Origin of the sequence: Shewanella sp. SM29 (assembly GCF_025654245.1) — a bacterium.
GTDB classification, from domain to species: Bacteria; Pseudomonadota; Gammaproteobacteria; order Enterobacterales; family Shewanellaceae; genus Shewanella; species Shewanella oncorhynchi.
The window spans coordinates 122,502-147,434 of the sequence record NZ_JAKKRN010000007.1 but is presented as its reverse complement, the minus strand read 5'-3'; the positions used below and the strand labels follow the sequence as shown (position 1 = coordinate 147,434).

Here is a 24,933-nt window from a genome sequence, read left to right as displayed (position 1 = left end):
TTTTAAGAAGCTAGGTAGCTTCACAATACGAGGAAATCCTTGTGCAATTAAATGATCCGAGTTTGCTACGTCAACAGTCTTTTATTAATGGTCAATGGTGTGATGCCGTTTCTGGTGACACGCTAAAGGTGTTTAATCCCGCAACCAATGCCGTAATTGGCTACGTTCCTAATATGGGACAAGTTGAAACTGAAATGGCGATTAAGGCGGCAGAAGCGGCTTTACCTGCATGGCGAGCGCTCACAGCCAAAGAGCGCGGCGCTAAGTTAAGGCGTTGGTTTGAATTACTCAATGAAAACAGTGATGACTTAGCATTGCTCATGACGACTGAGCAGGGTAAACCGCTGGCAGAAGCGAAAGGTGAAGTAACCTATGCCGCTTCGTTTATCGAGTGGTTTGCCGAAGAAGCGAAACGTATTTATGGCGATACCATTCCTGGGCATCAAGGGGATAAGCGCTTGATAGTAATTAAGCAGCCTGTCGGTGTAACCGCCGCGATTACGCCGTGGAACTTTCCTGCCGCGATGATCACCCGCAAAGCCGCTCCAGCGTTAGCTGCGGGTTGCACTATGGTGGTAAAACCTGCGCACCAAACACCCTTTACCGCATTAGCGATGGCTGAACTCGCTAAGCGTGCCGGTATTCCTGCGGGCGTATTTAGTGTGTTAACGGGTGATGCGGTGCAGATTGGTAATGAAATGTGCAGCAACCCGATAGTGCGTAAGCTGTCTTTCACTGGCTCAACCAATATCGGTATTAAATTAATGGCGCAATGTGCGCCTACCTTAAAAAAACTGTCACTAGAGCTTGGCGGCAATGCACCATTTATCGTATTTAAGGATGCCAATATCGATGCCGCTGTCGAAGGCGCCATGATAGCTAAATATCGTAATGCCGGCCAAACCTGCGTCTGTGCTAACCGTATTTATGTACAAGACGGTGTATACGACGAGTTTGCCTTAAAACTCAGCACTGCTGTGGGCAAGCTTAAGGTTGGAGAGGGCATCAAGGAAGGTGTGACTACTGGCCCGTTGATCAATGCTGCCGCAGTCGAGAAAGTACAAAGTCACCTTATCGATGCCATCGCCAAAGGCGCCTCTGTGCTCGCAGGCGGCAAAGTCCACGATCTTGGCGGTAATTTCTTCGAGCCAACCGTGCTCACCAATGTCGATAAAAGCATGCTTGTTGCCCGTGAAGAAACCTTTGGTCCACTCGCGCCGCTGTTTAAATTCAGCGATGTCGACGATGTGATCAAACAAGCTAATGATACTGAATTTGGCCTCGCCGCCTATTTCTATGGCCGCGATATTTCATTGGTGTGGAAAGTCGCCGAAGCCTTGGAATATGGCATGGTTGGGGTCAACACTGGTTTGATTTCGACGGAAGTCGCGCCCTTTGGTGGGATGAAATCCTCTGGACTGGGCCGTGAAGGCTCTAAGTTCGGTATCGAAGAATATCTAGAAATCAAATACATCTGCATGTCCGTTTAATACGGTCCGATTTGGCGAGTGAGGAACACTAAATGACAACAACCAATGATTCATTGATGGCACGTCGCCAAGCCGCAGTTGCGGGTGGTGTCGGGCAAATTCACCCTATTTTTACCGCCCGCGCCGAAAATGCGACTGTGTGGGATGTTGAAGGTCGTGAGTTTATCGATTTTGCGGGTGGCATTGCCGTGCTCAATACGGGTCACCTTCACCCTAAAGTGAAGGCGGCGGTTGCAGCTCAGCTGGATAATTTCTCCCATACCTGTTTTATGGTGCTCGGCTACGAGAGCTATATCCAAGTATGTGAAAAGCTCAATCAACTGGTACCAGGGGATTTTGCCAAGAAGACGGCACTATTCACTAGTGGTTCAGAAGCGGTTGAAAACGCAGTTAAAGTGGCGCGTGCCTACACCAAACGTGCTGGCGTGATTGCGTTTACCTCGGGCTACCATGGTCGTACTATTGCGGCTTTGGCATTGACCGGAAAAGTCGCGCCTTACAGTAAAGGTATGGGGCTGATGTCGGCGAATGTGTTCCGCGCTGAGTTTCCGTGCGAAATGCATGGCGTGTCCGATGATGATGCTATGGCCTCGATTGAACGTATCTTTAAAAATGATGCCGAGCCGAGTGATATCGCCGCCATTATTTTAGAGCCAGTGCAGGGCGAGGGCGGTTTCTACGCCGCATCGCCCGCCTTTATGCAACGTTTACGCGCACTATGCGACCGTGAAGGCATTATGCTGATCGCCGATGAAGTGCAAACAGGCGCGGGCCGTACTGGCACTTTCTTCGCTATGGAGCAAATGGGGGTTGCTGCAGATATCACGACCTTTGCTAAATCTATTGCGGGTGGTTTTCCACTCTCAGGTATTACCGGCCGCGCCCAAGTCATGGACGCAGTGGGTCCCGGTGGTCTTGGCGGTACTTATGGTGGTAATCCGTTAGCGTGCGCTGCTGCGCTTGCTGTCATTGAAGTGTTTGAAGAAGAAAAGTTGCTAGAAAGAGCCAATGCCATTGGTGAGCGAATTAAGTCTGCCCTGAATGTAATGCAGGTCGAACATGCGCAAATCGCCGATGTGCGTGGTTTAGGCGCTATGATCGCCATCGAATTGATGGAAGAGGGTAAACCTGCGCCGCACTATTGCGCGCAAGTGTTGGCTGAAGCCCGTAACCGTGGATTGATTTTATTATCCTGCGGTACCTACGGTAATGTGCTGCGTATTTTGGTGCCATTAACGGCGCCGGATGCACAAATTGATGCAGGCCTTGGTATTCTTAGCGCCAGCTTTAATGCCGTACTGAAAAGCTAATATCGCTTTGATATAAAAACGATTTAGATGACAGTTTTGCCCAATAAAAATCCCGCTTCTGCGGGATTTTTTATGGCAGTCGTTTTGACTGCCAATGACTTTTAGAACGAGTCAGTTTACTGAATCACTACTTTTTAATATCCATTAGGATCTGTAATGCTTTTTTGCGTTTATCAAGATCATACAAGTCATTGGTGAAGATAAACTCATTCACGCCGAGTTCTTTGACGATCATTTCCAAACGATGCTTAATCGTCGCTGGGCCACCAGTAACGGATAAACCTAAGAAATTATCGACATAGGTTTCTTCTTGCGCACTCCACAAGCCATCCATAGTATCAACTGGTGGCTTTAGCCATAACTCGTGACCACGGATAAGTGCCAGCACGCGCTGTTTTGAGGTCGTTCCCAAATATTGGGCCTCTTCATCTGTATCGGCGGCAACTAACGGCAAGCCAAGCATCACATAGGGCTTATCAAGCACTTGAGAAGGTTTAAAGTCGCGGCGATAGATTTCAATCGCATCGTAGAGAAAACGTGGTGCAAAGTGGCCCGCAAACACATAGGGTAAACCGCGCTGCGCCGCTAACTGTGCGCTAAAGAGACTCGAGCCCAATAACCAAATTGGCACATTAGTGCCTTCTCCGGGAATCGCTCGCACCGCATGACGACCATTGTAAGGGCCAAGTAGAGTTTGTAATTCACTGACTTCTTCAGGGAATTGTTCGGCGCGACTGGTATCACGATTCAGTGCTCGGCTGGTAATTTGATCGCTGCCGGGCGCGCGGCCTAGTCCTAAATCGATTCGACCAGGATATAAGCTTTCAAGGGTACCGAACTGTTCGGCGACCACTAACGGCGCATGGTTTGGCAGCATAATGCCACCCGCGCCGACGCGAATACGCTGCGTATTGCCAGCAATATAACCAATTAATACCGAGGTCGCCGCGCTGGCGATACCGGGCATATTGTGGTGTTCGGCAAACCAAAAACGATTAAAGCCGAGTCTGTCGGCTTCCTTGGCATACTGCAAACTGTTTTGAAGCGTTTCGCCCACGGTTGAGCCTTGGCGCATAGGCGCGAGTTCCAATAGCGAGAAGGGAATATCGGCCAATATTGATGTCGGTTGTGACATAGTGTCTCCAAGTGACTGCCGTTTTTTGCTAGCAACAAGAGGCGCTAACAGTGTTAGGCGTTTTGTTGCATTGCTAGGCTCATTGCTAAGAAAAAGCGTTAACGGCTCAGTCTTGATGAATAAAAGGTATTCAGTGTTATTGATATGGGGTTAACGACACGGCTTATCAAGCTTTAATGGATAACACTTTCCCCTTCATTATTTCAATGTGAGTCTGCACTTGAGCATCGCCATGCAACTGAGAGTGTACTCGCTTTGTAACAAATTGAGGGGCTGAAGTCATCCGCGTGTGAGGGCCGATAATGTGGAACTGAAGTTCTTATTCTCAGCAACTCAGCGCTAAGCCAGTCACAGTAAGATTGCATGACTTTCGCTAAAGCACATTTGGTTATGAGTAGCAATATAAGGGTATAAACGATGTTGAATGAAGTGATAAAAAACTGCCGATAGCAGGGCTATCGGCAGTTAATGTTATGCAATAGAAAAATTGCTATTGTCAGTCGAGTATTACTGCTCGGCTTTCACATCCCGTAGCGATGCTGCAGCACTTTCATTAAGATCATGATCAGCAGCATTGTTATGTGAATGGTGAGTCTCAGTCAGGCGACGCATCAGAGGTAATACCGCAAGTGCGATAAAGGTACAGACCACAGCGGCTATACCTAGTTTATTAAACAGACTTGTGTATACGGGTAAGGTTTGCAGTGGGTCGACTAAATCCTTGGGTACACTGGCGAAGTTAGCAACTACACCGCCCAGATACTGTGAAATACCTGATGCGACGAAATAGGCACCCATCATAAAGCCGCCCATGCGTGCAGGTACGTAGCGAGCAATCATGGCAAGTCCAAGACCACTCACCAGCAATTCCCCTAAAGAGTAAGAGGCATAGCCCCAGATCATGATCCATGAAGAGGTTTTACCATTGACGGCAAATTGGCCCGCAAAGCCATAGATAAAGAAGCCAATCGCCACAACGGCAAAACCGAGAGCAAACTTCGCCGCGATAGAAAAGTCTTTATCATTGCGTCCAGCCCACGAATAGCTCCATGCGAGTACTGGACTTAATACCATAATCCATAATGGATTTAATGCTTGGAACTGGGCAGGTGACCAAGTCCACAAGTGGGTACCAAAAACTTGAAAATCCCAATCCACGTTACGCAGGGCAAACAGCGCGAGTGACGTTGACATTTGTTGATAGAAAATAAAGAAGAACACGGTTTGCACGGTAAGGATCAGTGCTGCAATCAGTCCCGCTCTTTCACTGGTTTCGCTGGTGCGGATCAAGTGGAAGAAGATTGCCAATACGGCTACGCCTGCTGCATAAACGAAGACGCGCGCAACAGCTTCGTATTCAAGAATAATGGCTGAAGCGACAACCGACAATGCGGATAGACCCAATACAATCGCGAGGTTTTTCTTGTTCACTGGGCGAGTGTCTGGCTCAGAACCGTAATGGACTAGACTCTTACGCATGAGTGCATAGTTACCTAACCCCACCAATATACCGACACAGCACACGGCAAAGGCTGCGTGCCAGCCAAATTCGTTACCATACTGGGCGTTAACGTAATCTTTAATCCAAGGCGTGAGCAACATAGAGAAGGTCGAACCCACGTTTACCGCCATGTAATAGATGGTAAAAGCACTGTCGATTTTAGAATCGTCACCTTCATAGATTTTACGGACTAAGTTACCCGCATTCGGCTTGAATAGGCCGTTACCGACCACAATCACGCCGAGCGCTGAAAACATAAACCACGTATTTTCAGTGGGTACGGCCATTAGTGCATAACCCAGAGAGAGGATCCCCGCACCGAGCAGCATAGTGCGTTTGGTGCCGAGAATTTTATCCCCAACCCAGCCACCAATCGCCGGTGATACATAAATAAGTGCCGCACAGGCACTCCATACTAAGTTTGCACGTGAGTCATCAAAGCCAAGGCGCTGCACCATAAAGTACACAATCAGCGCTTGCATGCCGTAATAACCAAAGCGTTCCCATAATTCGATAAGAGACACAGTCATAAATGAATGTGTTTTACTTACCGGAGCAGTCCCAATAGTCATATCGCTTGCTTCCAACATTGTTGTTTTAATATTTGAGCTCAAAAGTATAAGGCGATAACCAATTCAAACCAATGGCAGACATAGGCAAAAACAGACTTTGTTACAAATGACCTTATCAATTTTAAGGTGGATTTAAGCGGAGACAGTTCTATCCAAGTTTTTCTGCTGCGGATAAATCAAGGAACATTCGCAGTACTATCGGATAAGCAGATAATGGCATGTGCGGGTATGCGCTATGGTGTATTTAAATACATTGAGGTTGATTGCTGTTTGTCCAGCAGGCATAGTGCGCTTGGAAATTCTAATGTAGATAACTTTAAAACGAAAAGTTCTACTTAGCAGCGTCTCTACAGTTGCAGATATGCATCAGGTTGTTAATGCACCGCTTTGCGTTAAATATATTTAAACGGAGTATATGAATGTTACGAATTGGTATCGATCTTGGTGGCACAAAAATCGAGGTAGTCGCATTAGATAGCGATGGTAACGAAGTCTTTCGTAAACGCATCCCGACACCGAGAGAATATGTTGCGACAGTCAATGCTTTGGTTGCATTGGTAACTGAAGTCGAAGACAGCCTGCAGCAAACCGCCACTATCGGAATAGGTATTCCTGGGGTTGTTTCTCCTTTTACTGGCCTAGTAAAAAACGCTAATTCAACTTGGATCAATGGTCATCCACTTGATGTGGATCTGGGGACTCGATTAAATCGTAAAGTAAAAATTGCTAATGATGCGAACTGTTTTGCCGTATCAGAAGCGGTAGATGGCGCTGCCGCAGGAAAGTCCGTTGTATTTGGTGCCATTATTGGAACGGGATGTGGTGCTGGTATCGCAATTAAAGGCCAAGTACATGACGGTGGCAATGGTATTGGTGGTGAGTGGGGCCATAACCCTTTACCGTGGATGAAAGCCGATGAATTTAATACCACGACGTGTTTTTGTGGTAATAGAGACTGTATCGAAACGTTTATATCTGGAACAGGCTTTGTTCGCGACTTTCGCGCTGCGGGCGGTGTTGCTGACAGCGGTATTGAAATTGCCCAAATGATGCAAGCGGGAGATCCGCTGGCAACTCAAGCATTTAACCGCTTTATTGACCGTTTAGCCCGTTCATTGGCCCATGTGATCAATATGATGGATCCTGATGTTATCGTCCTTGGCGGCGGCGTGTCTAACATCGATGCTATTTACACCGAATTACCAAAAATTTTGCCGCTATATGTGGTTGGACGAGAGTGCCATACACCGGTTGTTAAAAATTATTATGGTGCTTCATCGGGGGTGCGTGGCGCCGCTTGGTTGTGGGGACGCTAATCCTAGACTCAATCAAGAATAGTGTTTGATATTAAAGGCTGAATTCATTTATTTGAATTTGGCCTTTTTTTGATTTAGTCATTCAAAAGTTTTACATTCCATTGACAACTCTTTATCTTAAGTACTGGTAATTCTTACCCTAAGTGCTATTTTTAATGCTGTATAGAAAGTATAAAAATAAAGTAGATCAAAATAATTACGCTATTGTCGTTCTCTTGGGAGTTTACTAGATGAAGCATTTATCCATCAGTACTAAATTGTTGTGGATTACTTCCGCATTGTTCTTATTGATTGTTGCAATTTTAACGATAAGTCTTTGGCAGGCATTATCCGCACAAAATATCCAGGTTTCTGAACAAGTACAAAAAACCCTGCAACTGGAGACTCGCGATAAGCTAGAGGCACGAGCAGGCGAGTATGGTGAAATGGTTGCGGGGTTTATTAATGAAGCTTCTCGTATTCCTTTTTCTTTTGCGGGGATTGTTGAAAGCACCGCTGAAGAATTACCCTTAAAGCGCGATAGGTTAGAGCTTGCTCTTGCGGCCGTGCTAAAGAAAAGTTCGCAAACCTCTTCTATGTACGCGCAATTTGAACCGAATGGTTACGATGGTCTCGATAGCGAATTTTTAAATGTAGAGATTAGTCATAGTGTGGCATCTTCTGGTGCATTAGAAGTGTATTACACCCGTAATAGTGATGGCAGTGTGAAACAAAGGCAAGTTGATGATTCACAAGAAAAATATCTTACTAGCCTGAATGAGTTTGGTGTGCGTGATGCAGAATGGTATCTGTGCGCTAAAGAAACGCTAAAACCTTGTTTAATGGAGCCATATTTAGACGAAATCAGCCCTGGTCATACTGAGCTAATGACCTCCCTGACAGTACCGATAGTCAAGCATAAGCAGTTCATCGGTGTAATAGGTATTGATGTAAACTTACCGGTATTCCAATCGTTAATTGATCGATTAGCAAAGAGCCTTTATGACGGACAAGCTAAGGTCACATTGCTGAGTAATCATGGCTTTATTGTTGCGTCCAGCTATGACAGTAAAAAAGCCCGTCCTCTATCAGAATCAATAGATCCTAAATTAGCGACTAAAATTAGTTCATTGCATAAGAATGGTCAATACATGACGGACGGCGATGAAATTATTGTCGCTTATCCGATTAAAATTTCACTCGCGAATACTGAATGGTCACTTGTTATTCAAGTCCCTAACGCTCAAGCCTATAAAAGCTCAATTGAACTCAATAATAAAATGGATGAAATGGCTACATCACTTGGCAGCCTACTATTGATAGTGGGGTTAGTCGTATCAGTTATTGCCGTTATCACCATTAGTTTGGTGCTTCGCAGCATTATTTCGCCACTGAAGATGATTCAAAATAGAGTAGAGCATCTTGCTAGTGCAGAGGGTGACTTGACCCAATCGATTGAAGTCGACTCACATGCTGAGCTCATCGCTCTAGCAAAAGGCTTTAACTCCTTTATTTATAAGCTAAAGAGTCTCATTGCAGAATTAAAAGTTTTAGCGAGTCGTACTCAGCAAGAAAGCCAATCATCAGCAGAAATAGCCCAATTAACTCGTGATAGCGTCCAACGACAACATGGTGAGATTGAAAGTGTTGTTACTGCAGTAAATGAAATGAGCGCAACAGCGCTCGAAGTCGCTAAAGCATCAGAGCAAACGGCGGTAGAAACAGAGGCGATGTCGCGTAACATTCGTGCAAGTGAGGAAAGTTTAACTAAAGCAATGGATTATGTAGACACGATGTCGAAAGAGTCATTGCAAGCTAAAATAGCCGTTAGTAAAGTGGCCGAAAGTAGCACCAATATTAGTCGAATTCTTGAGGTGATTAGTTCGATTGCGGCGCAAACAAATCTACTCGCTTTGAATGCGGCAATTGAAGCCGCTAGGGCGGGTGAACAAGGTCGTGGTTTTGCTGTGGTGGCTGATGAAGTCAGGGCGTTGGCGTCCAAGACTCAAAGCTCCACCGATGATATTAGTGTGCTTATCGATGCCCTCCAAAAAGAAGTACATAGTGCTTCAAATATTATCGATAAAGGGGCTGAACGGGCGCAAATGGCCGTGACTCAGACAGAACAAGCTTTATCTTCTTTGAATTCAATGGTAAGCCAAATTGAGGAAATATCAGGGCAAATTACACATATAGCAACTGCAGCAGAAGAGCAAAGTGCCGTAACTGAGGAGGTTAACCGTAATATTACTGGGATTTCAGAGTCCGCATCTGAACTTGCTCATCTTGCCGATGAAGCACAGCGAAGCAGTGTGGTATTGGCGGATTTAGTTAGACAACAACATGAAGAATTAGGTAAGTTAAAAACCTAAACGTCAGTTTGACAGTGTTCTATGTATTTAAAAACTCTTAGAATGAAGGCGATTCATCTAAGAGTTTTTTATTAGATAAATTAAATTTATCACGTTGTTATTCTACGTAATTTATATCACGTAGAAAGAATATTACTTATAGAACCAATAAGCAACGCGACTATTTTAAATACGAAAAAGCCGTAGTAGGGGTTAACCTACTACGGCTTATCTGAATTGGTGGCCCCTCACGGACTTGAACCGTGGACCTAACGATTATGAGTCGTGTGCTCTAACCAACTGAGCTAAGGGGCCGACTAAAGACAGTCGTCACTGTCTAAAGCGAGTGGAATTATACTAAGCTTGTTTGCGCTTGTCACTGGTGTTTTTGCTTCTAATTCACCTAATTGATTCAAGTGGTTATCTGTTAATCAACTTTATTGATTTATCGGGTGTGCGCTTAGCTATTTTTATCCTATTACAGGTTGTGACCTTAGTGAAGACGGATTAGTGACATAAAAAAGCCCTGCAAGAGCAGGGCTTTGTCGTTTTAGCTTAGTGTGGATTTTATATCCAACTATTCATCTAAGAACGATTTTAATATTTCTGAGCGTGAAGGGTGGCGAAGCTTGCGCAGCGCTTTAGCTTCAATTTGTCGAATACGCTCGCGGGTCACGTCAAACTGTTTACCCACTTCTTCAAGTGTGTGGTCAGTGTTCATATCGATACCAAAACGCATACGCAGTACTTTCGCTTCACGGGCGGTTAGACCTGCTAACACTTCGTGAGTGGCGTTTTTCAAGCTTTCGCTGGTCGCTGAATCCAGTGGTAATTCGAGGGTAGTATCCTCGATAAAATCACCTAAATGCGAATCTTCATCGTCACCGATTGGGGTTTCCATGGAGATAGGTTCTTTAGCTATTTTCAGTACCTTACGGATCTTATCTTCCGGCATCATCATACGCTCAGCCAGTTCTTCAGGTGAAGGCTCGCGGCCCATTTCCTGTAGCATTTGGCGAGAGATACGGTTCAGCTTGTTGATCGTTTCGATCATATGTACTGGAATACGAATCGTGCGCGCTTGATCGGCGATAGAACGGGTAATCGCCTGACGGATCCACCAAGTTGCATAGGTCGAAAATTTGTAACCACGACGGTATTCGAATTTATCTACGGCTTTCATTAAGCCAATGTTACCTTCTTGGATTAAGTCCAAGAATTGCAGACCACGGTTGGTGTATTTCTTCGCGATAGAAATTACTAGACGTAAGTTCGCTTCAACCATTTCTTTCTTCGCACGGCGTGCTTTGGCTTCACCGATTGACATACGACGGTTGATGTCTTTTATGGCAGAAATCGCTAAGCCAGTTTCTTCTTCTACTGCAGCAAGTTTGCTGCGACAACGAATGACATCATCTTCAACCATTCTTAGGCCTTCGGCATAAGGTTTCGTTGAGGCTTTCTCAGTATTGAACCAATCGAGGTTGGTTTCGTTGCCGGTAAAGAATTTGACGAAGTTTTTCTTCGGCATTTTGGCTTGTTCAACGCACAGTTTTAATACTAAACGTTCTTGAACACGCACGCGGTCCATCATAGTGCGCATGCTTTTGACTAAACGGTCAAACTGCTTAGGCACTAAGCGGAATTCTTTGAAGATTTCGCCGATTTCGAAGAGGGCTTTTACCGATTCAGGGTGTTCACGGCCCTTAGCTTCGATAATTTTCAGTGCGCTTTCGTAAGCGGCTCTAAGTTGACCGAATCTTTCTCGAGCTTCTTCAGGATCAGGCCCTTTGTTGCCTTCTTCTTCATCTTCGCTGTCATCGTCATCCTCTTCGTCATCTTCATCGTCCAGCTCTTCTTCAGATAATTCTGAGCCGATGTGAGTGGCCGTCGGGGCGACGTCATCTTCGTCCGGGTTTACAAATCCAGAGATAATATCAGATAAGCGCAGTTCGTCGGCTTCAAATTGGTCGAATTGCTCAAGGATCATAGCGATCGCTTGTGGATATTCGGCGACTGAACTTTGAACTGTGTTGATGCCTTCTTCGATGCGTTTGGCGATAACAATTTCGCCTTCGCGGGTCAGAAGCTCAACGGTACCCATTTCACGCATGTACATGCGTACGGGATCGGTTGTGCGGCCAAGTTCGCTTTCTACTGTTGCCAGTGCTGCGGCGGCTTCTTCTGCTGCATCTTCGTCTGTGTTGTCTTCCGACATCATCATGTCATCGGCATCGGGGGCTTCTTCGAACACCCGGATACCCATGTCATTTATCATCTGGATAATATCTTCGATCTGGTCAGAATCGACCATGTCTGCAGGTAAGTGATCGTTCACTTCTGCATAGGTTAAGTAACCTTGCTCTTTACCTTTGGCAAGCAACAGCTTAAGTTGCGACTGCGGAGTATGATCCATAGATATCATCCAAGTTGGGAAACTGTTACAACGACGGACACTTAGCATAAGCCAAGTGCCGCGCAAATCGTCAATTATAGCCGTGTGCACATATCTGTGCTAGTCACTGGGGTAGCGAATGAGGACATTTTTGCCTCAGTTTAACCCTTTCATGACTGAGATCAGCTTCGAGAGCTGCATCTTCTCTTCTTTTGTATGAGTCTGTTTTAGACTCAATTCCTGATATCGTTGTTCAATATATTGATTGTTCAACCAAACCAGGGTTTGTTTAAACTTTTCGAGCAAGTTTTCATCCGCCACTTGATGGTCCCATTGGGCCAATTTATGGAGAGTGCCGCTGTAAGGGTGCTCTCTGAATTGTTCAAGTAGTTGTGCGCTGTTTAACGTTTGCTCTCGAGTCATCTCCAATAACAGTGGCAGCAATTCTATGCCTGGCATCTGCAAGTGGGCGAGTGCGGGTTGTGGGGGTAAACCCATACCCAGTTTAGGATGTTGTACTAGCAGTGCGATGGCGAGTCGCAATGGTGTACCGCGTCCTTTTAATCCTTTACTTGCCATTGGTTTAGCTTGTTTCACGCTAAAGCCTAGCTTCTTTTTCATATCTTCAGAGCTGTTCATTCCTAACTTGTGAGCTAAGTTCTCAAGTAGTAAATTTTGCAGCACAGTGTCTTGAATTTTTTCAATTAAGATAAAAGCTTGTTTCGCTAAGTTGCCTTTATCTGTACCGTATTTTGTCGCTAACGTATCAAACAGAAACTCGGGTAGTGCAATGGCAGAGTCCATTAAGGTTTCAAATGCATCTTTACCAATTTTACGTACCATAGAATCAGGATCTTCGGCCTGAGGCAGGAACATAAATCGCACTTGATCGCCCGGCTTTAATAATGGCAATGCTGTTTCTAAGGCGCGCCATGCCGCTTCAGTACCTGCCCTGTCGCCGTCGTAACAGCAAATCACTTCTTTAGCGCTGCGCAGCAAAAGCTGAAATTGCTCTGCTGTGGTCGAGGTGCCTAATGATGCGACAGCGTAATCGACGCCAAATTGCGCTAATGCCACCACATCCATATAGCCTTCAACGATCAGTACTTTGTCTGGATCGCGATAGCGCTGCTTTAGTTCATAGAGACCATAAAGCTCATTGCCCTTATGAAATATGGGCGTTTCTGGAGAATTCAAGTATTTGGGTGTGCCATCACCTAAAACTCTGCCACCAAAACCAATGACTCGTCCGCGCCTGTCGCGGATAGGAAACATGAGGCGGTCACGAAATCTGTCGTAACGTTTCCCACTGTCGTTGCTAATTAACATACCCGCAGTCAGTAACTTATCCTGCGCATCTTGATTCTGACGATAGCGGCCCAATAAGCCATCCCAACCGTCTGGCGCAAAGCCAATACCAAAATGTTCTACTACATCATCGGATAAACCGCGATAGGCAAGATAATCGATAACTTTTTGTTTATCTTGGTGTTGTCTAAGTTGGTTTTGAAAGTAAAGGCTCGCTTCTTCCATGAGTTGATATAAGTCACGACTTAAACCTTCATCATGTCGCTTGCCTGTGCCTTGTTCTCTGGGAACCTCTAATCCAAGCTGGCCCGCCAAATCTTCAATGGCATCAATAAAATCGAGTCGGTCATACTCCATCACAAAATCGATGGCGTTGCCGTGAGCACCGCAGCCAAAGCAATGATAGAACTGTTTATCACGGCTGACGGTAAACGAAGGTGATTTTTCGCTATGAAAAGGACAACAGGCCGAGTAGTTCTTACCCGCCTTTTTCAAGGGCACCTTACGATCGATAAGTTCGACTATGTCAGTGCGAGCGATTAGCTCATTGATAAAATCACGAGGTATTGCCATTGAGTGCTTAAAATCCCGCCTTGCGCGAATTTAAACAAACAAGCCGCGCATAGGCACGGCTTGTTCATACAGTGAAACGCTAATTATTGCAATTTAGCACGGATCATAGCGCCGATAGCGCCCATGTCTGCACGTCCTTGCACTTTAGATTTCAATGCTCCCATTACTTTGCCCATATCCGCCATGGCGGATGCACCTACTTCTACAATAGTTGCATCGATGAGCGCCGCGATTTCCGCCTCTGTAAGAGGGGTAGGCAGGAAAGCTTCAATAACTTGAATCTCTGCTGCTTCCACGTCGGCCAACTCGTTACGACCCGCTGCTTCAAATTGAGCAATCGAGTCACGACGTTGTTTCACCATTTTGGTTAAGACCGCTATAACCTGTTCATCAGTCAGAGATTCGCGGGTATCCACTTCAATCTGCTTGATGGCGGCTAATGCCATACGAATAGTGCTCAAGCGCGCCTTCTCTTTGGCGATCATGGCCTGTTTCATATGGTCTTTTAGCTGATCAATTAGGCTCATATGAGATTAATATAAACGTACGCGACGTGCGTTTTCGCGAGAAAGCTTCTTAGCTAAACGTTTAACTGCAGCTGCTTTTGCGCGCTTACGTGCAGTAGTTGGCTTCTCGTAGAATTCACGAGCACGCACGTCGGCTAAAATACCAGCTTTTTCACAAGAGCGCTTGAAACGACGCAGAGCTACGTCGAATGGTTCGTTTTCACGTACTTTAATAATTGGCATACGCCATCACCCCTTAGGTGTAGGTTGTTCTGGTTCAATTGCTCGAACCAAGTCTATTTAAAATGGTGCGGAATTTTATACCGAGACACCTAGGCTTGTAAAGCCCTAAAACTGAGCTCAGTCCTATAGTGGACTCAATATGGCCTGCGCGACTGGAGTAATCGAGCGCTTGCAGGTAGAATTGGCGCCCTTTAGTTAGCAATTGATGAGACACCATGCGGGTTTTAGGTATTGAAACATCCTGTGACGAGACAGGTATCGCCGTCTATGACGATGAACTGGGCTTATTATCTCATACTTTATACAGTCAGGTTAAGCTGCATGCTGACTATGGTGGTGTGGTGCCTGAGTTGGCGTCGCGTGACCATGTACGCAAAATTGTGCCGCTTATTCGTCAAGCGCTGAAAGATGCGAATACTGAAATTGCTGATCTCGATGGGATTGCCTATACCAAGGGCCCAGGTTTGATTGGTGCTTTGCTTGTTGGCGCCTGTGTGGGGCGGTCTCTGGCATTTGCTTGGGACAAGCCTGCTATTGGTGTGCATCATATGGAAGGACATCTACTGGCGCCGATGCTTGAAGATGACGCGCCCGAGTTCCCATTTGTGGCCTTATTGGTCTCTGGTGGCCATTCTATGTTGGTTAAAGTCGATGGAATTGGCCGCTATGAAGTATTAGGCGAGTCTGTTGATGATGCTGCGGGTGAAGCGTTTGATAAAACAGCTAAGTTAATGGGGCTGGATTATCCCGGCGGTCCGCGTTTAGCAAAGCTTGCTGCTAAAGGTTTACCTGCAGGGTATAAGTTTCCGCGGCCTATGACCGATAGACCTGGACTCGATTTTAGCTTTTCGGGTCTAAAAACCTTTACCGCAAATACCATTGCTGCCGAACCTGACGATGAACAGACTCGAGCCAATATTGCGCGTGCTTTTGAAGAAGCTGTGGTTGATACGCTAGCGATTAAATGTCGCCGTGCACTGAAGCAAACAGGCTATAACCGCTTAGTGATCGCCGGTGGCGTGAGTGCGAATACGCGCTTAAGAGAAACCTTGGCTGAAATGATGAGCTCGCTTGGTGGACAAGTATTTTATCCCCGTGGTGAGTTTTGTACCGATAACGGCGCCATGATTGCCTTTGCAGGATTGCAGCGTTTAAAGGCGGGGCAGCACGAAGATTTGGCGGTAAAAGGTCAGCCAAGATGGCCGTTAGATACCTTGCCACCTGTGGCATAAAACGCCTTTGATGTTGATAGGTTATGTTGAGACAAAAAAACTGCGCTTATAGCGCAGTTTTTTATTGGGATAATGTTGTCACATTAAGATTTTTTAGGCGTTTTTTTACGTGAAACTTTGGACTCTTCACCTTTAAGTAACCGTTGGATATTGTCTTTATGACGAATAATGATAAGCGTCGATAGCATGGCAACGGGAATGGTAAATCTGTCGTCTAACAACCAAGTATAAAGTGGTGCAAGTAAGGCCGTCAGAATGGCTGCAAGGGACGAGTAGCGGCTAATTAAGAGTAGAACAATCCAAGATGCCATTAAGCAAATGGCTAAATCATCGCCAATGGGAGCCATAGCACCAAAAGCTGTTGCGACACCTTTCCCCCCCTTAAATCCAAAAAATACGGGATAAATATGCCCAAGGCAGGCGGCGATAGCGATAAGTCCGAGTGAGACTGCATCTATGCCCATCAGATAGGCTAAATAAGATGGCAGGGCGCCTTTGAGCATGTCGAAAAACAACACCATGGCAGCCGAACTCGCGCCGCCAATTCGCAGTACATTGGTGGCTCCCGGATTACCTGAACCCTGTAATCTTGGATCGGGTAAACCCCTCATTCTACAAACCAGCACAGCACTCGAGATTGAACCTGCCAAATAGGCGGCCAAAATCATCAAAAGTGTCAGTGTTAATGGACTCACATTGGTTTCCTTACGCGTCTTAAGGTATTATCGCGCAACAATTTAAAAAGCTGACTCAGTTGTCAATCCCGCTATAGGTTTGTGGAATAACTCGCCCATTTGAGGTTGAGATATTTTCTGAATGAGCAAATCCTTTTAGGGCGTTATCCTACTGTGGATTGGCTCGAGTAGAAAGCAAATTAGTTATCTGTCAGAAGATTGCGGATTATACAGCTAGGATCGCTTTTAGCTTATCAGACCTCATAGTAGTAAGTTAGTTGGAGAAAGCATGGATAAAGTACTTATACGGCAATTACGCGTCGATACTGTGATTGGTGTCTATGAGTGGGAAAAGACAATCCATCAGAGCCTTTTGCTAGATTTAGATATGGCGTGGGATAACAAACCAGCCGCCGCGACAGACGATTATCAATATGCGCTTTGCTATGAGACAGTTTCCAATCGATTAACAGAACTTATTACTGAGCATCCAATCGAGTTAATCGAAACGGTTGCCGAGCGCGTAGCGGATTGCTTACTTCAAGAATTTAACGTGACTTGGGTGAAAGTTGTCGTGATGAAGCCAGGGGCTGTAGCCACTGCCGCATCGGTTGGCGTTGAGATAGAGCGTTCACGTTAGATAAGAGTTTGATCAACTCGACTGTTGATTAAGAAATCATGTTTATCTTCAGATAAATTGGACATTGCATGGCACGTATTTATATCAGTCTAGGTAGTAATATCGAGCCTGAACAGCATTTGCAAGCGGGATTAATATCACTGCGAGCGTGTTTTGGGCCGCTGCGCCTATCTTCTATGTATGAAAGTGAAGCGGTAGGTTTTAGTGGCACTAACTTTCTGAATATGGTTGCTAGTGCTGAAACTGACCTTAATATTGCTGCGGTAGTTGCGCAGTTTAAGCAAATCGAGCAGAATCACGGCCGGCTTGTCGGGGCGAAGAAGTTTAGCCCAAGAACTTTAGATTTAGACCTGCTGCTTTATGACCATGTGGTATGTGAAACGCCCGTTACGCTCCCCCGTGCAGAGATAGTTAATAATGCCTTTGTGTTATGGCCATTAGCCGAGTTAGCGCCGGAATTGATTCATCCTGTGGTTGATAAAAGCTATGCCAGTTTGTGGCAAGAGTATGATAAAGAGTCACAGCGACTTTGGCCTGTGATGTTTGAATGGCCCCAAGGGCTGACGTTTTAATTTATTGATAGGATTGTCATGGATACGTTTCAGGTCATTATTTTAGCGCTTATTCAAGGGCTAACTGAGTTTTTACCTATTTCTAGTTCTGCACACTTAATTCTGCCTGCACAGCTTTTAGGCTGGGAAGATCAAGGTTTGTCATTCGACGTGGCGGTGAATACAGGGTCGTTATTTGCTGTGGTGATTTATTTTAGACACGAGTTATGGACTATGTTTAATGCTTGGGTTGCAAGCATTTTTAAAGGTCAGCAATCCGAAGACAGCAAGCTGGCATGGTGGATTATTCTGGCGACGTTACCCGCTGTATTTTTTGGTTTTATGGCTAAGGATTTTATTGCAACTCACCTACGTAATACAGAGGTTATCGCGGTCACGACAGTCGTTTTTGGTTTATTGCTGTGGTGGGCTGATAAGATGTCGCGCCGCGATTTAACAATCTATCAGACTGGATGGCGCAAAGCCTTGTTAATTGGTTTCGCCCAGGCGCTTGCTTTAATCCCTGGAACTTCACGTTCTGGTGCCACTATGACCGCGGCGCTAATGCTAGGTTTGAGTCGAGATGCTGCGGCTCGCTTTTCATTCTTAATGTCAGTGCCTGTGAGCTTAGGCGCGGCAATTTTAGTGGGTAAAGATTTGGCGGAAAGCGAGCTGCCAATTGATTATCAAGCATTGATCTTAGGCACTTTGATTTCCTTTGTTGCAGCTTATGCATGTATTCATTATTTCTTGAAAATCATCAGCCGCATGGGAATGACCCCGTTTGTTATTTACCGTTTGGCACTGGGTGCTGTGCTGTGTGGATTTATTTTTTTGTAGTCATTCCAGCTTAGTCATCATAGTGAAATTATGAATAATAGAATCGGGTCAAGTACCCGATTTTTGTTTTTGGAGCTTCCTCTTTTTTCTGAAGCTTAATTTATTTTTGGAGCTTTATATGGGTCTCGAATATCAGTGTCCAACCTGCGGACTTGCGTTAAAACAACACAAAGCCTCCCAAGGTTTTTATTGTGTAAATAAGCATCATTTTGATCGAAATGAGCAAGGTTATTGGGTTTTTACTAAACCACAACGCCAAAAGCCGACAGGGGATTCGCGCGAGCAAGTTAGGGCTAAGCGTTTTCTTCTCGAATCAGGCATCTTTTTGCCTTTAATCGATAAATTGGCTGAGATAATCACCGACTCTATCAAGCCTGACGCTTGTTTATTGGATTATGAATGTGCTGAGGGCTTCTATTTGCGTGCTTTAGCTTCCAAGTTGGCAGAGGTCGAAAATCCGCGAAACGTCCAGTATGTGGGTGTAGCGGACGCAGAAAATGCTATTTTTGCTGCAGCAAAAGCGCAGACTCCTGGGATCTTGTGTTTAAGCTCTTCTAAAAAATTACCCTTTGCCGATAATTGTGTGGATTTTATTACTGTTATTGATAGGCCGTTAAAGGGAAAAGAGTCAGTCAGGGTATTGAAAGATGATGGGACCATGTTACTGGTTATGCCTGGGCCACGACATCTATGGCAACTCAGAGAATATATTTATTCCGACTTGGCTGAAAAACCTTTCCAAGTGAATTTACCCTCAGCATTATTGGTAAAAGAAACTCAGTCACTGCGCTTTACTTTATCAGTTACCGGTGAACAGGCATTAACGTTATTGGATATGGCACCCTATGCGTGGCGTGCAACTGACAAGATGAAACACGATATTCAAGCTAATCATTTTGAGTCGCTAGAAATTGACTATGTATTAGTCTTAGCACATAAACGCGTGAGTGAATCGCTATAGGTTAAAACTTGCAGTCGATGCGGTTAATTTTAAGACAATTCATAGGCTTAGTTAGATGGTTTTTTGATGTTTTAAAAGGCTATATTACTCAAGTCTATGATTCTGTTTGACGTTTTGATGTTATTTTTATGTTGGATAGGCTGGAGGTGTTATTATTTTTAACTTTAGGCCTATTTGTTCAGTGACAAATACAACCTTCTTATTGCCTTTGTTTCCCATATAACCTCGATTTTTTTATCTATAGCTGTGCTTTAAATTAATAGCTTTCACTTCCCATAAATACATTTTTTATGATAAATGAGGCTGATTGTTAGGGATGCTTAAAAATGCAAACGAGAAGTTTAGATTAATAACGCGACTTTATTTAAAAGAGGAATAGCACTCGTTTATACAGAAGTATGCCAAGGCTAACTTTTAGGGGGAGGTAGGCGAATCGCCTTTAACATGCTTTTGGAAGTTTAAAACCAATTTAGCGATTTTGTATTGCAGCATTCGCTATTCTTTGCATGGCAATCTTGAATTGCAGGCATAAAAAAAGGCTTAGATTGATGTGCTTATCGCTTTCATCTTTCTTAAGCCTTTTGTCTTAACTTACTAAATAGTAAGCTAAATTACCTTTCATTACTTCTTGTAACGAGAAGCAACGTTGTCTAAACGGTCGTTTGCGCGTTTAGCTTCTGCTTGTGCGTCCATAGATGCTGCTTTTGCATCTTTAACGTCTGCAGACAGTTTGCTTTGCTCTGATTTCAGAGAACCAACATCAGCTGACAATTGATCAACTTTGTTGCCCAGAGTTGCAACGCTTTCTTCCAGAGCAGTAGTGTTCGCGCAACCACCTAGTAGGGCAGTCATTGCTAAACCAGCAATCATCAGTACTTTTTTGTTCATTGTAAAAAATCCCTTAAAATAGGTTGGATTTGAATGTTTCGTTACTTTGTAAGCGAAACTGCCTAATTATGACATAGCTATTTTAATTTGCTACGAATATTAATGTGTTTAACCACTATAGGCATATAAATTTTTTTTAAAAGCTTTTTTTCTATGTGATATCGACATTTCTAATCGTAAAAAGGGGCATTATTCACCATGCAGTGATGCACGACTTACAAATCCTTTACAAATTACTGGTTATCCGTCGGCAGTTTTGTTTGCATTTTTTGTTTAAACTGACAGACGGCTTCAACTCGATGTAAATTTACGGCTTGTTTTATCTCTGCGCCTTGGAAACCAGTGGCAATGATGGCGGCAATATCGACATTATTGGCGACAGTGAAGCACTGAGTTAAATACTCTCCCTGAGGATATGGGATGTTTTCAAATCCTGTGCGGCCACGCATATCTGCGGTGCAAGCTAATATAAGTTGCGTTAAGCGCTCTGGTTTACGCCAAAAGTCAGCTTTATCGAATATTTTAACGATAGTTTCGGCTCTGAGCTCGAATGCCTGATGGACGTTCTGATGTTGGTCGCTGACGAGCAACGCCAGATCGCGTGCCTCATTCGGTACTCGTAAACGTGTACAGAGTGCTTTTATGAGTGGCAAGCCTTTCTGGCCGTGGCCGTGATGCTTTGGTAAATGCTCTTTTGGGCTCAGTGCTTTGCCCAAATCATGTACTAGGGCGGCAAACCGAACGCTTTTATCCTCAGTGAGCAGTGCGGCTTGAGCGAGCACCATTAAGGTATGCACGCCAGTATCTATTTCAGGATGCCATTTTTCAGGTTGAGGTATGCCAAATAAGGCGTGAATTTCAGGGAATAGGACTTCGAGTGCGGCACATTGGTGCAGTACCTCAAAAAAGACCTCTGGGTGAGGTCCGCCTAAACTTTTATCAACTTCTTGCCAAACTCGCTCCGCCGTTAAAGCGCTAAGCTCATCGCTTGCGCTAATTTGACGCATCAGTGCCAGGGTTTCTGCGGCAATTTCAAATCCTAAGGCATGAAACCTTGCGGCAAAGCGGGCGACGCGTAACACTCGCAGTGGATCTTCAACGAAAGCATCCGACACATGGCGTAACAGGCGCGCGTTAATATCCTCAATACCATTGAAAGGATCATATAAGTTGCCCTTTTCATCTTGGGCGATGGCATTGATGGTTAGATCTCGGCGCAACAAATCTTGCTCTAAAGTCACATCAGGGCTGGCGTGGCAACTAAAACCACCATAACCCAGACCAATTTTTCGTTCGGTTCGGGCTAAAGCATATTCTTGTTGATTTTTAGGGTGTAGAAATACGGGGAAATCTTTACCCACTTGGCGGTAACCCTGTTGCAGCATTTGTTCTGGTGTTGCTCCAACGACGAGGTAATCTTTATCTTTAATGGGAAGATTGAGCAGGCTGTCACGTACAGCACCGCCGACGAGATATATTTTCACAGGCAAGATTCGGCTAATGTGTCATGAACATAGCTTATCACGCTCATTAAGATGATGGATAAAGTCGTTGCGAGATATTTGCGCACTTATCTGTCACATTGATGTTGCAGATATTTTGACAATAACATTGGGACGCTTTAACGTGGGGCGTTATTTTTAAATTAGGATGATTGGTGGTATGTACAAGGCCTTTTACGGACTCAGCGATAACCCTTTTTCAATTGCACCCAATCCCCATTATTTGTTTCTGAGTGATAGGCACAGAGAGGCGTTAGCCCATTTAACCTATGGGTTAGGGGAAACGGGCGGTTTTGTGTTGTTAACAGGGGAAGTCGGTACGGGTAAAACAACAGTATCTCGCTGTTTACTTGGGCAATTACCCGACAATACCGATACTGCTTTTATCCTTAATCCGTCGTTAACTGAGCTTGAATTACTCGCAACGCTTTGTGATGAGCTTAAAATTTCCTACGGCGACAATCCTACACTCAAGCAATTGACTGATCACTTGAGCCGTTTTTTATTGGCGAATCACAGCAAAGGTCGTAATACCGTGCTCATTATCGATGAAGCACAGCATTTACGTCCTGAGGTGCTGGAGCAATTGCGTCTTCTGACCAATTTGGAGACGGACACTAAGAAGTTATTGCAGGTGATTTTAATCGGTCAGCCGGAATTACAGCTGTTATTGAAGCGCCAAGAATTGCGTCAGTTAGCCCAGCGGATCACGGCTCGTTATCATTTATTGCCGCTCAATGAAGATGAAATCGCCCTCTATGTGCTGCATCGTTTGCAAGTGGCAGGGCGGTTTGAGCCTTTATTCACCCGTAAAGCCGTTAACGTTTTGCAGAAATACAGTGGCGGCATCCCTCGATTAATTAACCTTTTATGTGAACGTTCACTGATGGCAGGCTATGCACAATCGCGGGTGCCCATAGATCATCATATGGTGCGGCAAGCTGCGGCTGAAGTATTAGGTGAAGAAGAACCGACTCAAAATAGATATCTGTGGCCGACAGCAACTGCTGCGGCGTTATGTGTTGCGTTTGGTGTGTCTTATTGGTTATTTACTGATAAGTCAGTCAATACGGTGCCAGCGTCCAATTTGGTTTCTGAGTCTGTGCCAACTAATGTGGCGTCATTAAATGCTCAAACCTTAGGCGGGGAATACATCGCTGATAAGTCAGTAAAACCGACTAATCAACCAAGCGGTCAGACTTCCATTCCCGATCCCAATCAGCGTCTGTTAAACGAGGCGATTAATCAGAGTCGCAATATCGATACTGCTTTTGCAGGTTTATTTAGCGTGTGGGGCAAAGTGCCCTATAAAGGCTTGACGGCTTGCCAATCGGCGGTTGAGCAAGGATTAGCTTGCTATCAACAGCAGGGTAACTGGATGTCACTGACTCGGCTTAATTATCCGGCTGTCGTGTATTTGGTTGATGACAAGCAACAAGATTTTTATGGTGCAGTGCTTGCGGTAGAGGGGGAACAATTACTGATGCAACTGGGTGAGCAGCAACTTTGGGTTGATAGAGCTTGGTTTAATCAACATTTCAGTGGCACCTTCGAAATATTATGGCAAGCACCTAATTTGCCTATGATGGATATCAGTCAAAAATCGAGTCCTGGTCAATTACAGTGGTTAGAGAATGCGTTAGCCCATGTGAATGGTCGTAGCCCCCGTCGGGTTAATCAATTTGATGTGCAATTGGAAAATGATCTTAAAACCTTCCAAAGTCAGCATGGATTAAAAGCCGATGGTATTGCAGGGAATCAAACATTAGTGAGATTAAATTTGTATTTAAGTCAGCAAGGCCCACGGTTAACTGATGATGGGGCGCGCAGCTGATGTCCATTTTACTCGATGCCGTAACCCGCAATAAACAACAGCAACAATCACCGTTACCTGATGCTGTGATGACGCCAAGGGCGAATTATCCACAGCCTCGTAAATCGGGTGTGCCGATAGGAAAACTGTCTTTATTAGTCGTTGCAGTTGCCGCAGGAATCGGTGTGGCTTGGGGATTAAGCGTTTGGAATAAAACTCGACTTCCCCAAAGTAATACTGTGGCAGTGGCTAATGTACTGCCATCAACGTCATCATTGCCAGCTTCGACTGGGATTAAAAATGAGCTTCAGTCTAACGCGGTTGGATCTGCCTCTGAGCTCCAAGTTGAGCCCAGTGCTGCTTCAGGTGTTCGGCTTGCTGGGAAAGTGGCGCTTCCTCGGACGCAGACTTTACCCGAGCTAACGGTATCGCCGCAATTTCAGGCTGAGACTGTAGTATCAAATGCGCCTGAAATGAATGCTAGCGCGAATATAACGACCAATTCTGTTGGTATGCCGGCTCAAAGTGATAGCAATTCGGGTTTTAGTGATTCAAGCTACGCAGATTATATGTCAACGTCAGCTCAAGTTGATGCGGCAAGTCAGGAAGCGGTTGTGCCAGCAGCAGAGACGCAAGCACAGCAGCCTATGATGTTAGGCGCTAATGCCAATGAGTCGGGTCTAGCGAGTCTTGAAGCCCTGCGTCAGCAAGTCAGTGCCGCGGCGGAAGATGTCGGTTTAGAGACCAATAAAAGTCGCGATGAAGATAAGTTAGTGGCTTCCTTTCAAAATGCATTAAAGGATGTGGAATATGTTAATGCTGCAGAGACGAATGTCACTGAAGCTAAATTAGATCCTATTCCTAAAACTGCTGCGGATGAAATTCCGAAATATGGCCAATTACCTGCAGGTCTGCAATTACAAGTGCCTGAATTTAATATCGTTGCTCATGTTTATTCCAGCGACCCCGCCCAGAGATGGCTGAATGTAGACGGTGCAGAGTTACAAGAAGGGGATATGATTGCTGGTAAGCTGAAAATTATCTCTATTCGTCCAAGGGACATAGTGTTAGATATTCAAGGTACCCAGTTTAAGGTGCCCGCAATCTAATCAGGTATTACGATAAGTCATGCTAGCGGTTATTTGTGGTAACA

General features: G+C 45.0%; 20 protein-coding genes and 1 tRNA gene. 11 read left to right on the top strand and 10 right to left on the bottom strand.

Going from position 1 to position 24,933, the window contains the following annotated elements; translation table 11 throughout:
• Positions 1–41 precede the first annotated feature (41 nt).
• Both gabD and gabT read left to right on the top strand, forming a co-directional pair.
• Complete coding sequence (gene gabD, locus L5L77_RS07100) at positions 42–1,490, top strand: NADP-dependent succinate-semialdehyde dehydrogenase (RefSeq protein WP_263222440.1); 1,449 nt, start codon at positions 42–44, stop codon at positions 1,488–1,490.
• A gap of 32 nt (positions 1,491–1,522) precedes the next feature.
• The gene (gabT, locus tag L5L77_RS07095) at positions 1,523–2,800 is read left to right on the top strand and encodes a 4-aminobutyrate--2-oxoglutarate transaminase (protein WP_263191524.1); all 1,278 of its coding nucleotides are present in this window, start codon (positions 1,523–1,525) and stop codon (positions 2,798–2,800) included.
• A gap of 127 nt (positions 2,801–2,927) precedes the next feature.
• Here the strand turns inward: gabT and L5L77_RS07090 are convergent, their stop codons facing one another.
• A complete protein-coding gene (locus L5L77_RS07090; RefSeq protein ID WP_263191522.1) occupies positions 2,928–3,935 on the bottom strand; it encodes an LLM class flavin-dependent oxidoreductase in 1,008 nt (335 codons plus the stop codon).
• Between the two features lie 507 nt (positions 3,936–4,442).
• Positions 4,443–6,008 carry a peptide MFS transporter gene (locus tag L5L77_RS07085; protein ID WP_263175532.1) on the bottom strand — a complete coding sequence of 522 codons (1,566 nt, stop codon included), beginning with the start codon at positions 6,006–6,008 and terminating at the stop codon, positions 4,443–4,445.
• Positions 6,009–6,427: 419 nt separating this feature from the next.
• Between L5L77_RS07085 and mak the strand changes: the two genes are divergently transcribed.
• Together mak and L5L77_RS07075 are read left to right on the top strand one after the other, a co-directional pair.
• On the top strand, positions 6,428–7,324 hold the full coding sequence (gene mak, locus L5L77_RS07080; RefSeq protein WP_028760873.1) for a fructokinase: 897 nt from the start codon (positions 6,428–6,430) through the stop codon (positions 7,322–7,324).
• A gap of 230 nt (positions 7,325–7,554) precedes the next feature.
• Complete coding sequence (locus L5L77_RS07075) at positions 7,555–9,675, top strand: methyl-accepting chemotaxis protein (protein ID WP_263191520.1); 2,121 nt, start codon at positions 7,555–7,557, stop codon at positions 9,673–9,675.
• 217 nt (positions 9,676–9,892) lie between these two features.
• On the opposite strand, the gene L5L77_RS07070 is transcribed toward L5L77_RS07075, so the two are convergent.
• The 5 genes from L5L77_RS07070 to rpsU all read right to left on the bottom strand — a co-directional run bounded on the left by L5L77_RS07070 (position 9,893) and on the right by rpsU (position 14,679).
• Positions 9,893–9,969: transfer RNA gene (locus L5L77_RS07070), tRNA-Ile, on the bottom strand.
• Positions 9,970–10,231: 262 nt separating this feature from the next.
• The gene (gene rpoD, locus L5L77_RS07065) at positions 10,232–12,070 is read right to left on the bottom strand and encodes an RNA polymerase sigma factor RpoD (RefSeq protein ID WP_131523063.1); all 1,839 of its coding nucleotides are present in this window, start codon (positions 12,068–12,070) and stop codon (positions 10,232–10,234) included.
• Between the two features lie 135 nt (positions 12,071–12,205).
• Positions 12,206–13,930 carry a DNA primase gene (gene dnaG / locus L5L77_RS07060; RefSeq protein ID WP_263200176.1) on the bottom strand — a complete coding sequence of 575 codons (1,725 nt, stop codon included), beginning with the start codon at positions 13,928–13,930 and terminating at the stop codon, positions 12,206–12,208.
• Between the two features lie 83 nt (positions 13,931–14,013).
• Positions 14,014–14,457: a GatB/YqeY domain-containing protein gene (locus L5L77_RS07055; protein WP_028760869.1), complete on the bottom strand. Its 444-nt coding sequence runs from the start codon at positions 14,455–14,457 to the stop codon at positions 14,014–14,016.
• A 6-nt stretch (positions 14,458–14,463) separates the two neighbouring features.
• Positions 14,464–14,679: a 30S ribosomal protein S21 gene (rpsU, locus tag L5L77_RS07050; RefSeq protein ID WP_006080725.1), complete on the bottom strand. Its 216-nt coding sequence runs from the start codon at positions 14,677–14,679 to the stop codon at positions 14,464–14,466.
• A gap of 215 nt (positions 14,680–14,894) precedes the next feature.
• On the opposite strand from rpsU, the gene tsaD reads away from it, so the two are divergent.
• Positions 14,895–15,911: a tRNA (adenosine(37)-N6)-threonylcarbamoyltransferase complex transferase subunit TsaD gene (gene tsaD / locus L5L77_RS07045; RefSeq protein ID WP_131523062.1), complete on the top strand. Its 1,017-nt coding sequence runs from the start codon at positions 14,895–14,897 to the stop codon at positions 15,909–15,911.
• Between the two features lie 83 nt (positions 15,912–15,994).
• Here tsaD and plsY read toward each other — a convergent pair whose 3' ends face one another.
• The gene (plsY, locus tag L5L77_RS07040) at positions 15,995–16,606 is read right to left on the bottom strand and encodes a glycerol-3-phosphate 1-O-acyltransferase PlsY (protein WP_113940690.1); all 612 of its coding nucleotides are present in this window, start codon (positions 16,604–16,606) and stop codon (positions 15,995–15,997) included.
• A gap of 268 nt (positions 16,607–16,874) precedes the next feature.
• On the opposite strand from plsY, the gene folB reads away from it, so the two are divergent.
• The 4 genes from folB (at position 16,875) to L5L77_RS07020 (ending at position 19,577) form a co-directional block, all read left to right on the top strand.
• Positions 16,875–17,225 carry a dihydroneopterin aldolase gene (gene folB / locus L5L77_RS07035; RefSeq protein WP_105249889.1) on the top strand — a complete coding sequence of 117 codons (351 nt, stop codon included), beginning with the start codon at positions 16,875–16,877 and terminating at the stop codon, positions 17,223–17,225.
• A gap of 68 nt (positions 17,226–17,293) precedes the next feature.
• Entirely contained in the window at positions 17,294–17,797 is a 504-nt protein-coding gene (folK, locus tag L5L77_RS07030) for a 2-amino-4-hydroxy-6-hydroxymethyldihydropteridine diphosphokinase (RefSeq protein WP_113940689.1), read from the top strand.
• Positions 17,798–17,815: 18 nt separating this feature from the next.
• Positions 17,816–18,616 carry an undecaprenyl-diphosphate phosphatase gene (locus L5L77_RS07025; RefSeq protein ID WP_168823474.1) on the top strand — a complete coding sequence of 267 codons (801 nt, stop codon included), beginning with the start codon at positions 17,816–17,818 and terminating at the stop codon, positions 18,614–18,616.
• 118 nt (positions 18,617–18,734) lie between these two features.
• Positions 18,735–19,577 carry a putative RNA methyltransferase gene (locus L5L77_RS07020; protein ID WP_263186487.1) on the top strand — a complete coding sequence of 281 codons (843 nt, stop codon included), beginning with the start codon at positions 18,735–18,737 and terminating at the stop codon, positions 19,575–19,577.
• Between the two features lie 621 nt (positions 19,578–20,198).
• On the opposite strand, the gene L5L77_RS07015 is transcribed toward L5L77_RS07020, so the two are convergent.
• Together L5L77_RS07015 and L5L77_RS07010 are read right to left on the bottom strand one after the other, a co-directional pair.
• On the bottom strand, positions 20,199–20,465 hold the full coding sequence (locus L5L77_RS07015; RefSeq protein WP_006080732.1) for an Lpp/OprI family alanine-zipper lipoprotein: 267 nt from the start codon (positions 20,463–20,465) through the stop codon (positions 20,199–20,201).
• Between the two features lie 233 nt (positions 20,466–20,698).
• The gene (locus L5L77_RS07010; RefSeq protein WP_263186486.1) at positions 20,699–21,949 is read right to left on the bottom strand and encodes a multifunctional CCA addition/repair protein; all 1,251 of its coding nucleotides are present in this window, start codon (positions 21,947–21,949) and stop codon (positions 20,699–20,701) included.
• 178 nt (positions 21,950–22,127) lie between these two features.
• On the opposite strand from L5L77_RS07010, the gene L5L77_RS07005 reads away from it, so the two are divergent.
• On the top strand, positions 22,128–23,801 hold the full coding sequence (locus L5L77_RS07005) for an ExeA family protein (protein WP_263186485.1): 1,674 nt from the start codon (positions 22,128–22,130) through the stop codon (positions 23,799–23,801).
• Positions 23,801–24,889, top strand: a complete 1,089-nt coding sequence (locus tag L5L77_RS07000) for a general secretion pathway protein GspB (RefSeq protein WP_263186484.1) — start codon at positions 23,801–23,803, stop codon at positions 24,887–24,889. The genes L5L77_RS07005 and L5L77_RS07000 overlap by 1 nt, the downstream gene beginning before the upstream one ends.
• Positions 24,890–24,933: the final 44 nt, after the last annotated feature.

Excerpts from the sequence above, each read along its gene's own strand:
- gabT (WP_263191524.1), top strand. The coding sequence starts at position 1,523 with ATGACAACAACCAATGATTCATTGATGGCACGTCGCCAAGCCGCAGTT.
- L5L77_RS07090 (WP_263191522.1), bottom strand. The coding sequence starts at position 3,935 with ATGTCACAACCGACATCAATATTGGCCGATATTCCCTTCTCGCTATTG.
- L5L77_RS07085 (WP_263175532.1), bottom strand. The coding sequence starts at position 6,008 with ATGACTATTGGGACTGCTCCGGTAAGTAAAACACATTCATTTATGACT.
- mak (WP_028760873.1), top strand. The coding sequence starts at position 6,428 with ATGTTACGAATTGGTATCGATCTTGGTGGCACAAAAATCGAGGTAGTC.
- L5L77_RS07075 (WP_263191520.1), top strand. The coding sequence starts at position 7,555 with ATGAAGCATTTATCCATCAGTACTAAATTGTTGTGGATTACTTCCGCA.
- rpoD (WP_131523063.1), bottom strand. The coding sequence starts at position 12,070 with ATGGATCATACTCCGCAGTCGCAACTTAAGCTGTTGCTTGCCAAAGGT.
- dnaG (WP_263200176.1), bottom strand. The coding sequence starts at position 13,930 with ATGGCAATACCTCGTGATTTTATCAATGAGCTAATCGCTCGCACTGAC.
- L5L77_RS07055 (WP_028760869.1), bottom strand. The coding sequence starts at position 14,457 with ATGAGCCTAATTGATCAGCTAAAAGACCATATGAAACAGGCCATGATC.
- rpsU (WP_006080725.1), bottom strand. The coding sequence starts at position 14,679 with ATGCCAATTATTAAAGTACGTGAAAACGAACCATTCGACGTAGCTCTG.
- tsaD (WP_131523062.1), top strand. The coding sequence starts at position 14,895 with ATGCGGGTTTTAGGTATTGAAACATCCTGTGACGAGACAGGTATCGCC.
- folB (WP_105249889.1), top strand. The coding sequence starts at position 16,875 with ATGGATAAAGTACTTATACGGCAATTACGCGTCGATACTGTGATTGGT.
- folK (WP_113940689.1), top strand. The coding sequence starts at position 17,294 with ATGGCACGTATTTATATCAGTCTAGGTAGTAATATCGAGCCTGAACAG.
- L5L77_RS07025 (WP_168823474.1), top strand. The coding sequence starts at position 17,816 with ATGGATACGTTTCAGGTCATTATTTTAGCGCTTATTCAAGGGCTAACT.
- L5L77_RS07020 (WP_263186487.1), top strand. The coding sequence starts at position 18,735 with ATGGGTCTCGAATATCAGTGTCCAACCTGCGGACTTGCGTTAAAACAA.
- L5L77_RS07015 (WP_006080732.1), bottom strand. The coding sequence starts at position 20,465 with ATGAACAAAAAAGTACTGATGATTGCTGGTTTAGCAATGACTGCCCTA.
- L5L77_RS07005 (WP_263186485.1), top strand. The coding sequence starts at position 22,128 with ATGTACAAGGCCTTTTACGGACTCAGCGATAACCCTTTTTCAATTGCA.
- L5L77_RS07000 (WP_263186484.1), top strand. The coding sequence starts at position 23,801 with ATGTCCATTTTACTCGATGCCGTAACCCGCAATAAACAACAGCAACAA.